This window comes from Microvirga sp. RSM25 (assembly GCF_044784385.1).
GTDB lineage: Bacteria > Pseudomonadota > Alphaproteobacteria > Rhizobiales > Beijerinckiaceae > Microvirga > Microvirga tunisiensis.
In genome coordinates, this window is sequence record NZ_CP173039.1 from 590,722 (window position 1) to 606,383 (window position 15,662).

The window sequence follows — 15,662 nt, forward strand, 5'->3', positions numbered from 1 at the left end:
TGAAGCGCCTTTGCTTTATCAAGCCGAACCTGCTTTGCGGCTCACCGCATCCGTTCGAAAGACATCCACTTTGACACTCTTCACCGATTTCGGATTGGCCCAGCCGATCCTGAAGGCCTTGACTGCCGAGGGCTATGAGAAGCCCACGCCGATTCAGGCCCAGACCATTCCCTATGCCATGGAAGGCCGCGACGTCTGCGGCATTGCCCAGACCGGCACCGGCAAGACGGCCGCCTTTGCGCTGCCGATCCTGCATCGCCTGAATGCGAACCCGAAGCCGCGCCGGGCCAAGAGCCCCCGTGTGCTCGTTCTCAGCCCGACCCGTGAGCTCGCCAGCCAGATCGCTGACAGCTTCAAAGCCTATGGCCGGAACCTGCGTCTCACCACCGAGGTGGTGTTCGGCGGCGTCACCATTTCCCGCCAGGAGAAGGCGCTGGCCAACGGCGTCGACGTCCTCGTCGCCACGCCCGGCCGCCTGATCGACCTCATCGACCGCAGGGCGCTGAGCCTGCGCGAGATCGAGATCCTCGTCCTCGACGAGGCCGACCAGATGCTCGATCTCGGCTTCATCCATGCGCTCAAGCGCATCGTGACCCTGCTGCCGAAGGATCGCCAGAGCCTGTTCTTCTCGGCCACCATGCCGAAGACGATCTCGACGCTGGCCGATTCCTTCCTGCGCAATCCGGCCAACGTTGCCGTCACGCCGGTGGCGACCACCGCCGAGCGCGTCGAGCAGAGCGTGATCTTCGTGCAGACCGGCCGCAAGCAGGTCCTGCTCGAAACGCTCCTGCGCGATCCGTCCATTGAACGCGTCCTCGTCTTCACCCGCACCAAGCACGGCGCGGACAAGGTGGTGCGCGGCCTCGACAAGGCCGGCATCGCAGGCGCGGCCATTCACGGCAACAAGTCCCAGCCGGCAGCGCGAGCGTGCGCTCGCCGGGTTCCGGGACGGCTCGTGCCGGGTTCTGGTGGCGACCGATATCGCCGCGCGCGGCATCGACGTCGAGGGCGTGAGCCACGTCATCAACTACGACCTGCCGAACGTGCCGGAATCTTACGTCCACCGCATCGGCCGCACGGCCCGTGCCGGGGCGACCGGACTCGCGATCTCGTTCTGCAACGACGAGGAAAAGGCTTACCTCAAGGACATCGAGAAGCTGACCCGCCTCAAGGTGCCGGTCATGCCGCTTCCCGAAGGCCTTCCTGCCGGTTCCGCCCCGTCGGAATCGTCCGAGCCGCGCCGCGAACAGCCGCAGCGCGGACGTCCGGCTCCCCATGCCCGCGGGCATCAGGGCCACGGCCAGCCGCGCAGCGCCGATCCGAATGCCGATCGCGGCCCCAAGCGCCGTCGCGGTCGCGGCGGAAAGCCCGGCGGCAACGCTCAGCCGCAGGGCGGCCAGCCCACCGGCAACCAGCAGAGGCCGGCACAAGGCCAGCGCCCGGCACAGGGACAGCGGCCCGCTCAAGGGAAGCCCGCATCCGGCCGTCCGGAAGGACGCCGCGGAGACGGGGCCCAGGTGGCCTGGCTCGAAAAGAGCCCGCGCCGCCGCTAAGGCACGACAACAGGAAAGGCGCCGCAAGGCGCCTTTTTCTATTCAAGCCCATTCTTTCGCTCCCCTTTGTGGGGAGGAGGGCTCATTGCGCTATTCTGTTGTCACTCGGAAGCAGGAATTGGGTAGATCCGTATCGTGACCGATGAGGGCGGATCATGGCATAGCAATTTCTGCAAAACCTAAACGACGTGGAGACACCGCCTAATGGCCAAACGGGCCGGAAGTGCCGACTTGCCGCTGCATAGCGGCCATGTGCCGAAATGGCTGGCCGACCGCATGACCCGCCTCGGCGGTGTGATGAGCGAGGCCATCGTGCATCATTACGGGCGGGACGAGCTGCTGCGTCGGCTCGCGCACCCCTTCTGGTTCCAGTCGTTCGGAGCCGTGATGGGGATGGACTGGCATTCCTCCGGCATCACCACCAGTGTCATCGGTGCCCTCAAGCGTGGACTGACCCCGCTCTCGAAAGAACTCGGAATCCATGTCTGCGGCGGGCGCGGGCGGAACTCGCGCCAGACGCCGCACGAACTGGTCTCCATCGGCGAGCGCGTCGGCTTCGACGGTTCGGCTCTGGCCAATGCCAGCCGGCTGGTGGCGAAGGTCGACAGCGCCGCCATTCAGGATGGTTTCGACCTTTATCTCCATGGCTTCATCGTCACGGATGACGGCAAATGGGCGGTCGTCCAGCAGGGAATGAACGACGGGCGCCGGCAGGCGCGTCGCTATCACTGGCTGTCCGAGGATCTCGAAAGCTTCGTCGACGAGCCGCACACGGCCATCGATGGCAAAGGGCTGGGCATGATCGTCAATCTCACCGACCGCCGGGCTGAGGCCTCGCGCAAGGCCCAGATCGAGGTTCTCGGTTCGCTCGGACCCGATGGCGTTGCCCGCAAGTTTCTGGCGCTTGAAGAGCGCGAGGCGGACGCGGCACCTGCCGCAAACCCGCAGCCCCTGCTGCCGCATCTGGTGATGCCGGAGCATCACGATGTTCGGCCGAAGGACGTGGTGTTGCGCCGCCTGCACGGGAGTCTTGCTGCGGCGGCCGATCGTGGGCCCGCGGATTTTCCCGATCTGCTGATGACGCCCGGAGTGGGACCGCGGACCGTACAGGCCCTCGCCATGGTGGCGGAAGTCGTCCATGGCACACCATGCCGCTTCAGCGACCCGGCCCGCTTCTCCTTCGCCCATGGCGGCAAGGACCGGCACCCCTATCCGGTGCCGGTGCGGGTCTATGACGAAACGATCCGGGTGCTGAAATCGGCCGTCCAGAAGGCGAAGCTCGGGCAGCAGGAGGAGCTTTTCGCCCTCAAGCGTCTCGATGACCAGGCCCGTCGGCTCGAGCGCCATGCCTCGGGACCCGATGTGGAGGAGCATATCCGGCAGGAGCGGGCGAAGTCGCATTCCTACGGCGGCCGCTCGATCTTCGGAGACGAGCCGCCGCCGGACGAGACGGTTTAACGCTGGGCCTTCTGCAGCAGGCTCTTGTCCAGCATCACGTGGACGCCCTTGTTGCCGTTCACGACCTGCGTGATCCGCAGATCCGCCGCGAGGCTGCACAGGGCATAGGCCTCCGCCTTGGTGATGCCGGTGCGGGCGACGATCAGGTCGATCATGTCGCGCAGCGCGATGACGACGCAATCGTCGAGATCCGGATCGAACGCCATGGTCATGATGTGCGTCGGCGTCTCGGCCAGGGGCCATGTCAGCCGCATGTTCTCGCGCAGATGGAGCTCGAACGTGCCGATCAGACCGGTTTCGATGGCCGTCACGCAGACCTCTCCGTCGCCCTGAACCCCATGCCCGTCGCCGACGGAGAACAGGGCGCCATCCACATGGATCGGCAGGTAGAGGGTCGTTCCCGCAACGAGCTCCTTGTTGTCGAGATTGCCGCCGTTGCGGCGCGGCGGCAGCGTGCTGAGCGCGCCCCAGGACGCGGGCGGCGCGACCGCCATGACGCCGAAGAACGGCTTCAAGGGCAACTCGAGTCCCCACGGCATACGACCGGTCATCCGCTCGCGGTCGAGCGGGATGTGCATGAGATGCATTTCGTCAAAATCGTCAGGCAGGGCGCCTTTGAGCGGCGCCACATAGGTGAAGCCCCAATCGTAGTTCAGCTCGATACCCTTGATGCGCACTTCGAGAACATGACCGGCCTTGGCACCCCGCACCTCGACAGGCCCGGTACAGATATGGCCGGGCAATTTGGGGCGTTGCGTGGCGTGGAGGGTCGACAAAGACTCAGGGATCACGAAGGGCGGCTTCGGCATCACCTCAGGACCGCCGGAGATCGTCGAGATCGTGACCGTGTCGCCGGAATCGACGGTGAGGAGCGGGGAAAGCCCCGCGTCGAAATAACCCCAGTGAACGCTCTCCGGGGAAGCATCAATCCGGTAATCGGCCACGAAACACCTCTGTCATCGCTATTGCTTCAGGATGTCTCGCATTCCCTTGCCCTTAGGACAACTGACGTTCCGCCTAATGATAAGGATCCGCTGCGTCTCTAAGGCCATCGCCCATGAAGTTGAAGGCCAGCACCACGATCACCACCGGGACCATCGGGAAGAGCAACCAGGGGTGAAGCTGCACGGCGGCGAGGTTCTGCGCCTCGTTGAGCAGGACGCCCCAGCTCGTCACCGGCGGACGCAGACCCAGTCCTAGGAAGGAGAGGGCCGTCTCGCCGAGGATCATGGAAGGGATCGAGAGCGTTGCCGAGGCGATCAGGTGGCTCATGAAGTTCGGGATGAGGTGGCGCGCGATGATGCGTTGCTTGGACGCGCCCATCAGCTCCGCCGCCTTCACGAAATCCTCCTCGCGCAGCGAGAGCAGCTTCGAGCGCACGGCGCGCGCGAGGCCCGGCCAGTCGAGAAGGCCGAGGATGATCGTGATGCCGAAGAACACGAGGATCGGGCTCCAGTTCGCCGGGAGGGCGGCGGAAAGGGCCAGCCAGAGAGGCAGCTCCGGAAGCGAGCGCAGGATCTCGATCATGCGCTGGATCACGTGATCGACCCAGCCGCCGAGATAGCCGGCGAGGCCGCCGAAGAAGAGGCCGAGCGTGAACGACACGGCAATGCCGACGATGCCGATGGTGAGCGAGATCCGCGCCCCATAGATGATGCGCGAGAGCAGATCGCGCCCGAGACGGTCGGTGCCGAGCAGGAACATGGTGCCGCCTTCCGGAGGACAGGCGAGATGGAAATTCATCTCCCACATGCCCCAGAACTGATAGGCATCGCCCCGGCAGAGGAAGCGGATCGGTTGAGGCTTCGAGGTATCGACCGTGTAGACGCGCCGGAAGCTCTCCAGGTCGAAGCTGTAGGTGTAGGGATAGGTGAAGGGCCCGATGAGGCGGCCCTCGTGCATCAGGTGAACGCCCTGCGGCGGGGCATAGAGAAAGTCGCCGTGGCGCTTGGTCTGGTTGTAGGGCGCGATCACCTCGACGAACGGCACGAGAGCGTAGAAGGCGAGCAGCACGAAGGCCGCCGCCACCGCCACTTTATGGCGGCGGAACTTCCACCACATCAGCTGCCAGGACGAGGCGCGGTAAAAGCTCTCGCTCTCGGCGCCCACGGGCTCGGTCTTGCCGGGATCGAAGGGCGCCGGGTCGACGTAATGACCCTTGGACGTGAGAGCCGTGTTCATCGCCCGCCTCCCATCCGGATCCGCGGATCGAGCCCGGCCAGCAGGAGATCGGAAATCAGCATGCCGACGACCGTGAGCACGGCGACGAACATGAGGATGAAGCCGGCCAGGAACTGGTCCTGGCTTTTCAGCGCACTCAGGAGAATCGGCCCGACCGTCGGCAGGCTCAGCACCAGCGAGACCAGAACCGAGCCGGATACGAGATGCGGCAGCAGGTTGCCGATATCGGCGATGAAGGGATTGAGCGACATGCGGAAGGGATATTTCAGCAGGGCCTTGGTGGGTCCCAGGCCCTTGGCCTTCGCGGTCACGTAATATTGCTTGCCGAGCTCGTCGAGCAGGTTCGCGCGCATGCGCCGGATCATGGCCGCCGTGCCGCCGAGGCCGATCACGACAGTCGGGACCAGGAGATGCGAGAGCAGGGATTGCGTCTTGGCCCAGGTCCAGGGCTCGCCCGCATATTGCGCATCGTAGAGGCCGCCGATGGAAACTCCGAACCATCGGTTCACGTAATAGAGCAGGATCAGCGCGAGCAGGAAGCTCGGAGTCGCAAGCCCGATATAGCCGATGAAGGTGGCGACGTAGTCGCCGATGGAATATTGCCGCGTCGCCGAATAGATCGCGATGGGGATCGAGATGACATGGATGAAGATCACCACCGCGAGGTTGACGAGAAGCGTCAGCCACAGGGCATCGCCGATCACGTCCACGACGGGCTTGTCGTATTCGAACGACCATCCCCAATCGCCCTGCAGCAGGCCGGAGAATCCGTTCGGTCCGGGCATGACGCCGAGCCACACCAGGTATTGCTGCCAGGCGGGTTTATCGAGGCCGTACTGCATGATGAGAAACTCCGCCTTCGCAATGGAGGCGGATTCGCCCTGCGCCCTCAGTTCGGCGATCTGATTGGACAGAAAGTCACCCGGTGGCAGCTTGATGATGAAGAAGACCAAGGCCGAAATGATCAACAAGGTCACCGCCATGGTGACGAAGCGACGCAACAGGAAACGGATCATCGACGGGCCTCTTTGCCGGCGGCTTTGTTCCAGAAGATTTCATCAGGGCGATAGATGCCGATCATGGCCGTCGGCTCCCAGCTGTAAAGCGCCTTGGCGGGAAGCCCCTGCAACCCGTTGCGCATGACGATGGGCTGCAGCGCGCCGGAGATGGTGCCGATGGACCATTGATTTTCGGCATGGTTGCGCAGCATCTCGCTCCAGGCGTCTCTCTGGACGTCCCGGTTTCCGGTGTTCATCCATGTCGTGTAGAGGTCGAGAAGGCGCTGGGCTTCGGGAATGTCGACCTGTTCCCCGTTCTTGCCCTTGGTCTCCGCGAACTGACCCCATTTGGGCCAGGTGTAATTGTCCTGGCGCATAGGGGCGAGTTCGGTCGGCGGCATGATGACGGTGGGGATCGCATTGTCGAGACCGGGGGCCGCCACCATGACCGTCAACCCTGCATAGGAGCGGTTGCGCAGAACGGTGCGGTCCTGCGGCTTCACGAAAAGCCTCGCGCCGATCTCGCGCCAGAACTCCCCAATCAGGGTCAGGCCATCGACCACGAGGCTGCTCTCACCGTCGGTTTCGACAATGATCTCGAGTTCGCGTCCGTCGGGAAGCAGGCGAATGCCGGCGCCGTTGCGCTTCGTCAGGCCGATCTCGTCGAGCAGGCGTGAAGCCTCACCCGGATTATAGTCGGCATTGGTCGTGCGCAGCTCCTGCGAGAAGAGCGGGCTTTCCGCCACGATGGTGTTGTTGCCCTCCGTGCCGAGCCCGAAGAGCAGTGCGTTGTTCAAGGTCTTGCGGTCGATGCCGAGCGACAGGGCGCGGCGGAAGCGGATGTCCCGGTTGAGCTGGCGCCAGACCGGATCCACGGTGTTGAGGTTGGGATAAAGCGCAAGCTCGGTGCCCCGTGCATAGGGCCAGAGCAGGGTCGTGTAGCCCTTCGCCTTCTCGCCCTCCTTCAGTACCGGGATGTCGCTCATGGAGAGGCCGCGGAACAGGAGGTCGAGCTCTCCCGCATTGGCTTTCGCCGCGAAGAGACCGCTCGCCGACACGTCCATGATGAGCCGGTCGACGTAAGGCAGCTGCTGCCCTTGGCGGTCGATCCGGTGGTAGTAGGGGTTGCGCTCGAAAACGAAGCGGTTGGCCGGCGCCGCCGTGATGACGCGCCAGGGCATGAGCGTGGGGAGGGCCGGGTTGGTCTGCTCCTTCATGTCGTCCAGGCGGTTGTGCAAGGCGGCCCAGGATTTCAGCTTCTGCTGCTTTGCCTTCTCTTCGAGGGCGGCTTTGTCCGCGTATTTGGCATGGAACTGCTTGAGATAAGCGGAAGCCCGGTAGATGCCGGGATCGAGCGCGCCGGCCAATTGCGGCAGGAAGCGGGGGTTGGGTTTGTCCCAGGTGAAGCGCAATGTCCGCTCATCGAGGATCTCGAAACGCGGGGACTTGCCGTCCACCATCATGAACTCGGGCGGCCCGGCCGGCGAGAGATCCGCGTTCTGCGCCACATCCTCCCAATAGTAGCGGAAATCCTCCGTCGTGAAGGGAGAGCCGTCCGACCAGCGATGGCCGGGGCGAAGGGTGAATGTGAAGACCCGGTCGTCCTCGTTCTCGAGCTTTTCCAAGAGATCGGGCTGAAGCTGCAGGTTTCTGTCGTAGCCGACGAGCCGCGTATAGGTGAATGTCGAGATGTAACGGATGTCGCGCGGCCGCGGCACCAGGGTGACGATATCGCCGCCGTACTGACCCGCCGCGTCGACCACGATGGGCGCTTTCGGAATCCGCTCCGCGAGGGGCGGCAGCTTCTTGTCCTTCACCTGATCGGCAAAGAAAGGCGCGTCCTTGAAGTCCTGCGCCGGAGCAGGCAGGGCCAGCAAGCCGAGGGCGGCGGCGAGGACGAGCGATCGTGTTCGGGTTTTGAGCAGCATCACGCAGCCTCCCGGGCTGTCAGGTGCCCCACACGAACCTTGTGGCCAGGTTCGATCTCTTTCATCAGGCCGAACTCGCCGGGCTTGATGCGGAACGGCTCAGGCCATTCCGACGGTTGCGAGAAGCGGCCGGTTCGCAGTTTGGCGAAATCCAGCGGCCGGTCAATGTCAGGATCCGGCACGGCGGCGAGAAGCGCCTGCGTATAGGGATGCACCGGGTTGCGGAAGAGGGAGGATTTCGGCGCTTCCTCGACGATATAGCCCCGGCACATGACCGCGATGGTATCGGCGATGTAGTCCACGACCGCGAGGTTGTGGGAGACGAAGAGATAGGACAATCCGAGGGCCGATTGCAGGTCCTTGAGCAGGTTGAGCACCTGCGCCTGCACCGACACATCCAGCGCGGAGACCGGCTCGTCGCAGAGCAGCACGCGCGGCTCGAGGGCGAGCGCTCGCGCGATACCGAGGCGCTGGCGCTGGCCGCCGGAGAAGGAATGCGGATAGCGCCTGAGGAATCGCTGATCGAGTCCTACCATGTCGAGGAGCTGCTTCACGCGCTCATAGCGCTCGTCCGAGGTGCCGATGTCGTGGATGCGCAGGGGCTCGGTCAGAAGCTCGTAGACCGTCATGCGCGGATTGAGGGACGAGAACGGATCCTGAAAGATGAATTGCACCGACCGGCGATAGGCGGTCAGCGCATCCCCTTCCAGCTTGTGCACGTCCTTCGGCCCCGTGCCGTCGTCGAACAGCACGCGGCCCGAATTGGGGTTAAGCGCGCGCATGATCATCTTGGACACGGTGGTCTTGCCGCAGCCGGATTCGCCCACGAGCCCCAGCGTCTTGCCGGCGGGAAGGGCCAGATCGACCTCGCTGACGGCACGGATCTCCTGGGTCTTGCCGGAGAACCAGCCCGATCGGAGGGTGAAGCATTTGGTGAGGTGCTCGGCCTTCAGGATGGGACCTTTGGGCTGAACGCGCTCGGGCGCGTTGACCGATGCGAGGGTTGCACTCGTCACCTCGCGGATCGGGGTCAGGCGCTCGTTCTCCGCCATGGCAAAGCGCGGGACGGCGCGCATGAGCGCCTGGAGATAGGCGTGCTGCGCGTTGCGGAAGATGTTCTCCCGGGAGCCGGCCTCCATGATCCTCCCGCGATACATCACCACCACCTCGTCCGCCACATTGGCGACGACGCCGAGATCGTGCGTGATGAGAAGCACCGACATGCCGGTCTCGACCTGAAGCTCCTTGATGAGATCCAGGATCTGCGCCTGCGTGGTCACGTCGAGCGCCGTCGTGGGCTCGTCCGCGATCAGAAGAGCCGGGCGGGTGATGAGCGCCATGGCGATCATGGCGCGCTGACGCAATCCGCCGGAGAGCTCGAACGGATAGGTCGTCAGGGCTCGCTTCGGATCGGGGAAGCCGACCCGTGCCAGCACCTCCATGGTGCTCTGGTTCGCCTTGGCCTGATCCACATCGGCATGGATCATCAGCGCTTCGGAAATCTGGTCGCCGATGGTGTGCAGCGGGGACAGGGATGTCATCGGCTCCTGAAAGATCATGGCGATGCGCCCGCCGCGCAGGGCATGCATGGCGTCGCTCTCGGGCTGGAGCGCCGCGATGTCGACCGCTTCGCCGTTCGTGGGGTCGTCGAACACGATGGAGCCGCTCGTGATCTTGGCTTTCTTCGACAGGATCTGGAGGATGGCTTGCGCCGTCACCGATTTGCCGGATCCGGACTCGCCGACGAGCGCCACCGTCTTCCCCTTGGGAATATCGAGCGTCAGACCGTCGACAGCCCGGAAATTTCCGGCATCGGTGTTGAAATCAACTGTCAGTTGGCGAACCGACAGGAGTGGCGCTTCCATATGCTCCTCCAGAGACTATGAGCATAACGCATCAAATCTCATTAGATCTCAAATGTGATCTTGTTTCCATGCCGAAACACTCATCAAGGCACAGGAAACGTATGCCTCTGGCGGCGAGATGGGCGATAAGCCTTTCGCATAACGACCAGATGACGTCGTCATGAACGAGATGATGCGTCAGAAATCCGATCGGCTCGTCGCGATCCGCATGGCCGGCCAGTCGCCGCTCGATCGCCCCGGCGAGACTGGCGACGATCGATGCCGGGTCGGTCAGGCTTCTCGTGCCGTGCCAGTCGATGGGATCCACATGGGTGTTGATCTGAAAAAGTCCCGCTACGGGATGGGCAGCCTTCCGGTCCGTAAAGGTGGATAATCCCCGAAATCCCAGGCGCGGCAGGTGCGGGACGAGTCCCGGTGAAATCCGATTCCAGGGCGGCACGAAGACCGGCAGGAGCCTCGATCCGAGGCGCTCCCGCGCCCGGTGCAGAGCCTGTTCCGCTTCGGCTGCCATGGGGTCCAAGGGACGATGAGCGCCGAATTCCGCCTTCTTGTCGTCGCCAGGGGCGTGATTGGCATGGCGCCAGCCATGGACGAGGGCGACGGCTCTCGGCTCCTGTGCCAGGCGCGCCGCAAGCGAGGCGTCGATGCCTTCAGGAATGACCGCCAGGCCAATTCCGGCTTCGTTGCGGCGCGCAAGACCGAGAAGCCGATCGAGCTGGGGCGTATCGGCCACCGCATCGTCGTCCCGCCACCAGAAGCGTATGGGGCAGCCCTGATCCCCGGCTCGGTCGAGGGCCCGATCCAGCGGTGACCAGTCGATGGTCTGGTGAAGAGCGGGCATGGAGTGCGCGAGACTTTCGGCCACGACAACGCTCCGCCGGGCTCCGTCGATGGATATGGATGGAGGCGGGGAGGGCGCCCCGGTCAGGCCGCGCCGGATCGCGTCTGCCAGGTTCTGCGGCGACAGGTCTGCCTCGGGCAGGATCTCGGCAAGCCCCAGCGCCGTCAGGCGTTCGGCGCGCAGGCGCTGCTCCGTCTCATGGTCCACCTCGAAGGGGACGAGAACCGATCTGACCCCGCAGCGCAGGAGGTCGACGGTCGTATTGTATCCGGCCTGGCTCACGGAGAGTTCGGCCCCGGCGAGCAGGGCACGGAAATCGGGTCTTGCCCGCTCAACGACGACATGAGCCGGAGCGCTCTCCCGGATGGAGAGGAAGTCCGGTTCCGTGACACCCCGGCCGATAAGAATGTGCCAGGGCCGGTCGGCGATCTCCCGTGACGCCGCAATGGCTGCACGGTAGAGCGGCAGGCTCGCTGCGCTCGATCCGCCCGAGACCACGATTCCATGTCTGCGAGATGCCGGGACAGGTCCCTCATTCTCGTCCACATAGCCGGTGTAGCGGATAAGAGGCGCGATCCGCTCGTCCAACGGCCAGGAGGCCTCGAGCGGCACCAGCGCCGGATCGCCGTGAACGAGAACGGCATCGTAGTCGCGCAGCACCCGCTCATGCGTTTCCGCGATCCTCGAGGCCTTGGAGGAGGGCACCAGGATGTCCCGGATCGAGCACAGAACCAGCGGGCGCGGATTCGAGCTGCGTGCGGCATCGAGCAGGGCCGAGAACTCGTCCGCCAGAACCCGGCGACCGAAAGGAAAAAGCTCGGTGATGAGAATGTCGGGCCGGACGGTTTTGAAGGTGTCGAGCAGAAGGGTGCGGCGCCTTTCGAGATAGGCCGCATCGACGGGTTCGAGGTCTTCACCGAGCAGCGTCTTGAAACTCGTCCCGACGGTTCGCACGGGCGGCAGCTGGACGAAGGTGACGGTCTCCAGATCGGCCAGGCGGGCAGGGCTTCCGCCCGACATCAGCGTCGTGTCATGTCCCTTCCGCGCAAAAGCCCGTGCCAGGGCGGCTGCCCTCGTCAGGTGGCCTGCTCCCAAGAGATGCGTGACGGCGATCAGAACGCGCAAGCTCATTCTCCCGCTCTAATCCGTGAGCGGTTCGAGCGCATTGCGCAAGCGCAAAGCGGCGTGAGCGAGATCGCGTTCCTGCCTGACGAACCGGGACGCGTTGGCGCCGAGGTCCCGCAGCCGTTCCCGATCCCGCAGGAGATCGCTTAATGCATCGGCGAAAGCTGTGATCTCACCGGGTGGCGTCAGCAATCCGGTCTCGCCATCTCGCACCACGCTGGCAACGCCGCCATAGGCGCCCGCAACCACCGCGCAGCCCAGAGCCTGAGCCTCCAGCAGCACCATGCCGTAGGCCTCGTTGACGGCGGGCCAGACCAGGAGTTCGGCGGCCTCATAATGCACTTTCAGATCGGCCTTGCCCTCAATCTGCCCATGAAAATGCACGCGGTGTGACATGGGGGAGAACAGCCGCGCGATCTCATCCCGCGCCTCGCCGTCTCCGACGACATCGAGGGTCCAGGGCAGGTGCTGCAGCCGCTCCAGGGCCGCAGCCAGAATACGATAGGAGGCGAGCTTGTCGCCCTCCCGCATCATCGCCACCGTGAGAAGGCGCGGTGCGGCTTTCGGCAAAGGGCGAGAGCTCGATGCAGGCCATTCCCGCAAGTCCAGAAACGGTGGCAGATCCGCCAGGGTCTGATGCTGCGGTCGCGCGATCTCCAGAGCCTCCCGGTCGTGGGCCGTCATGACGAAGATCGCATCGGCGCGGTCCAGCGCCGCTTCCGCCCCTTCGTGGCCGAGAGCCCATGATCCTTGCGCACGCTTTGCCGCCCGTGAGCCTTCCGCGACCGCATAGGCAATGCCGAGTGCGTCGGCGACGCGCGGCCCGATCCAGTCCGGCGCCTTGTAGTAGACGTGATAGGTGAACCACAGGCAGGGACGCATCTCCTCGGGCAGCGCCCTGTAATGGGCGATGAGGCGGTCGGCCTCTTCCAGCGCTTGCTGCCGGAGGCTCTCCTGACGCTGTCGGTCGCCTGTCTTGTCGAGCGTTCGCAACTCGCTGGCGAGGAATGGCGAATAGCCTGCCTGGTCGAGAGCCTTCATCAACAGGCGCGCCATGGTGCGGTCGCCCGAGGGAAGCGGATGGTTCGGGCTCTTCAAGGGGGCGTAGAACGCGACCGGCCGCGAGATCGTCACACCCGCTCCGGTTCTCTCTTGGGGTTCGCCGTCACGGCTCGCAGACGGGCTTCCAGCTCGTCGATCCCGCCTTCCATGGAAAACTCCCGCCGCAGGCGCGAAAAGGCGGCAGCGCCAAAGACTTTGCGGCGCTCGGGATCGCGGGCGAGGAGGTTGAGCGCGTTGGACAAAGCCTCCCAATCGCCCGGCGGCACGAGCTGGCCTTCCACATCGTTGCGGATGAATTCGGGAATGCCCGCAAAGTCCGTCGCCACGATGGCGAGCCCCTGGCTCGCCGCCTCCATGATCACGTTCGGAAGCCCGTCACGGTCACCCGATTTCGCTTCCTTCGAGGGCAGGACGAAAAGGTCCGCCTCGCGCAGGAGCGCGATGATGTCGGGCTGCGCCTTGGAGCCGAGGAAGGCCACCTTGTCGGCGATGCCGGCCTCCTGCGCCTGCTTTTTCAGGCTGTTGAGCAGTTCTCCGCCGCCCACATGGGCGAAGCGCCAGTGGAGATCCTGAGGCAGTGCTGCGAGCGCCTGGATCAGATCGCCAAAGCCCTTCTTCGCCACGGCGCGCCCGACGGACACGATGCGCACCGGATCGAGCGGGTCGGAGCCGTCCCGGACCGGGCGGCTTTCGGGCGGCGCAGGAAAGCGGGAGAGATCGAGCCCGTGATAGACGAGCGACACCCGTTCAGGCTGCGACAGCGATCGAAGATTGCCAGCCCCTTGCGCCGTGCAGGTCACGCCCCAGAGGGCTTCCGCCATCTTCTCGCGCTTTTCCCAATCGGGCGTTGTCCAGATGTCCTTGGCATGGGCCGAGAAGGTCCAGCCGCGCCCTGTGAGCAATGCGGCATACCGGACGACGGATGCCGGCGTGTGAAGGTAGTGCACATGCAGATGCCGCACGTCCTCCGGCATCTCCCGCGCCATCACGAAGGCCTGGCCGAGGCGGCGCACCCGGTTGGCGGTGAAATCTCGCTTCAGATCGCGCCAGAAGGCCCGGATTGTGGGGCCGAAGCCTTTCTGGCTCAGGCTCCAGACGGCGCCGCGCAGCACGCGCAGCGGCTCCTCGTAAAGATATTCCGGCAGATAGGCGACCCGTGCCTTGATCGCCTTGTGCATGGGATGCACGGCCCGTTCCGTCGGATGCCGGAGGGACCAGATCTCAAGCTCCAGTCCACGCTGCTCCAGGGCCAGGATCTCCTGGGCAATGAAGGTCTCGGAGAGGCGTGGATAGCCTTTCACGACAACGGCGATGCGCCGGGCTGTCATCGAGGGAAGCATGGATACGATTACTCGGCCGCCTGATGATACACGGTGGCAAACCGCGCCGTGGAGGTTGTGAGAGCCTTCAGCCGCTCCTGCACCCGGTCGAGTCCATCGAGGAGGCCGGGAACGATCACCTCCGACGGGCGCGGCTGCGACGACAGGGACCGCAGGGCGGCGGCCATGCGCTCCGGCGTCCGCGGCTTCTTGTAGTCGCTCAGCATGCTCACCAGCCCGAGCCGCTCGCCCTCGACGGCGCGGATATACTGCTCGAGGCGGGGACGGGTGCGCGGAACGATCAGCGTGCGCTTGTCGAAGGACAAGGCCTCGCAGAAGGTGTTGTACCCGCCCATGGCCACGATGGCGTCCGCCTTCTTCATAAGCCATTCGATCTTGTTGTCGAAGGACATCACATCGAGCTTCGGCTGCTTGGTGATGCGCTCCACGAAAGAGCGGCGCTTGTCCCGGTCGATGAAGGGTCCGAAGAGGATGAGCGCCGGCTGCTCGAGCTCCGCGTCGGCCTCATAGGCCGAGATCACCCAGTCGATCAGGTCGTCGCCGTCGCCGCCGCCGCCCGTGGTCACCAGGATGAAGGGCTGCTTCGTGATCTTGGGGTACTTGGTCAGGGACGGGGTTGGCGGCACGTCCCGGCGCAGATAGCCGGTATAGGTGATGCGCTCTTCCACGTGAGGCGGCAGATCCAGGGCCTTGAGAGGCTGATAGACGTCCTTGAGGCCGTAGACCCAGATCTCGTCGTAATAGTGGATCAGGGCTTCCTTCGCGCCTTTGCGCTCCCACTCCGGCACGAGAAGGGCCGGCTCATCCATCACGTCGCGAATGCCGAGCACGAGGCGGCAGCCGGCTGCCTTAAGGTAATCGAGCGCCGGCACGACTTCGCCGCGGAATCCCGTCGGCTCCTTGTCGACGATGAACACATCCGGCTTGAAAGCCTTGGCGGCCTGGAGAATGAGAGCCTGGCGCAGGCCCACCGCCTCATCCAGTTCCACATTGAGGTTGAGGCTGCGGTAATCCCCGTCCGGCAGCTTCGTGACTCCCGGGATGCGGATGTAATCGACGCCGCTGTCGAACTCGAAATTGCCGATGACGGGCGAGCCCGAGATGATGACGACAGAGGTGTCCGGCCGGTCCTGCACGATGGCGTTGGCAATCGCCCTCGAGCGGCGCAGATGCCCGAGGCCAAAGGTGTCGTGGCTGTAGATAAGGACTCGCGTTCCACGGCCGCTCACGGGCTGCGCCGGGGAAGGACCTGCGTCCTGATCAAAGTCCGTCACCAGGTCTGCCATGCGGCTGCCCCTACGATAAGGCCGG

10 protein-coding genes and 1 pseudogene are annotated in these 15,662 nt (G+C 64.6%); 2 read left to right on the top strand and 9 right to left on the bottom strand.

The features are described from left to right. Nucleotides 1–70 precede the first annotated feature (70 nt). Both ACD578_RS02765 and ACD578_RS02770 read left to right on the top strand, forming a co-directional pair. A pseudogene (locus tag ACD578_RS02765) lies at nt 71–1,553 on the top strand (DEAD/DEAH box helicase). A gap of 204 nt (nt 1,554–1,757) precedes the next feature. Then, nucleotides 1,758–3,011, top strand: coding sequence for a DUF763 domain-containing protein (locus tag ACD578_RS02770; protein ID WP_404290657.1), 1,254 nt, complete (start codon nt 1,758–1,760; stop codon nt 3,009–3,011). On the opposite strand, the gene ACD578_RS02775 is transcribed toward ACD578_RS02770, so the two are convergent. The 9 genes from ACD578_RS02775 to ACD578_RS02815 form a co-directional block, all read right to left on the bottom strand. Continuing rightward, nucleotides 3,008–3,955: an acetamidase/formamidase family protein gene (locus ACD578_RS02775; protein ID WP_404290659.1), complete on the bottom strand. Its 948-nt coding sequence runs from the start codon at nt 3,953–3,955 to the stop codon at nt 3,008–3,010. The genes ACD578_RS02770 and ACD578_RS02775 overlap by 4 nt on opposite strands. 73 nt (nt 3,956–4,028) lie before the next feature. Then, on the bottom strand, nt 4,029–5,192 hold the full coding sequence (locus ACD578_RS02780) for an ABC transporter permease (RefSeq protein ID WP_404290661.1): 1,164 nt from the start codon (nt 5,190–5,192) through the stop codon (nt 4,029–4,031). Continuing rightward, a complete protein-coding gene (locus ACD578_RS02785) occupies nt 5,189–6,208 on the bottom strand; it encodes an ABC transporter permease (RefSeq protein ID WP_404290663.1) in 1,020 nt (339 codons plus the stop codon). Before ACD578_RS02785 ends, ACD578_RS02780 begins: the two co-directional genes overlap by 4 nt. Next, a complete protein-coding gene (locus ACD578_RS02790) occupies nt 6,205–8,118 on the bottom strand; it encodes an ABC transporter substrate-binding protein (protein ID WP_404290665.1) in 1,914 nt (637 codons plus the stop codon). Before ACD578_RS02790 ends, ACD578_RS02785 begins: the two co-directional genes overlap by 4 nt. Further along, nucleotides 8,118–9,983, bottom strand: a complete 1,866-nt coding sequence (locus ACD578_RS02795) for a dipeptide ABC transporter ATP-binding protein (protein WP_404290667.1) — start codon at nt 9,981–9,983, stop codon at nt 8,118–8,120. Before ACD578_RS02795 ends, ACD578_RS02790 begins: the two co-directional genes overlap by 1 nt. A gap of 31 nt (nt 9,984–10,014) precedes the next feature. Continuing rightward, on the bottom strand, nt 10,015–11,955 hold the full coding sequence (locus tag ACD578_RS02800; protein ID WP_404290669.1) for a glycosyltransferase: 1,941 nt from the start codon (nt 11,953–11,955) through the stop codon (nt 10,015–10,017). Between the two features lie 9 nt (nt 11,956–11,964). After that, nucleotides 11,965–13,083 carry a glycosyltransferase family 4 protein gene (locus tag ACD578_RS02805; RefSeq protein WP_404290671.1) on the bottom strand — a complete coding sequence of 373 codons (1,119 nt, stop codon included), beginning with the start codon at nt 13,081–13,083 and terminating at the stop codon, nt 11,965–11,967. Then, nucleotides 13,080–14,351 carry a glycosyltransferase gene (locus ACD578_RS02810; protein WP_404290673.1) on the bottom strand — a complete coding sequence of 424 codons (1,272 nt, stop codon included), beginning with the start codon at nt 14,349–14,351 and terminating at the stop codon, nt 13,080–13,082. The genes ACD578_RS02805 and ACD578_RS02810 overlap by 4 nt, the downstream gene beginning before the upstream one ends. Before the next feature lie 8 nt (nt 14,352–14,359). Beyond that, the gene (locus tag ACD578_RS02815) at nt 14,360–15,637 is read right to left on the bottom strand and encodes a glycosyltransferase family protein (protein ID WP_152712475.1); all 1,278 of its coding nucleotides are present in this window, start codon (nt 15,635–15,637) and stop codon (nt 14,360–14,362) included. Nucleotides 15,638–15,662 lie beyond the last annotated feature (25 nt).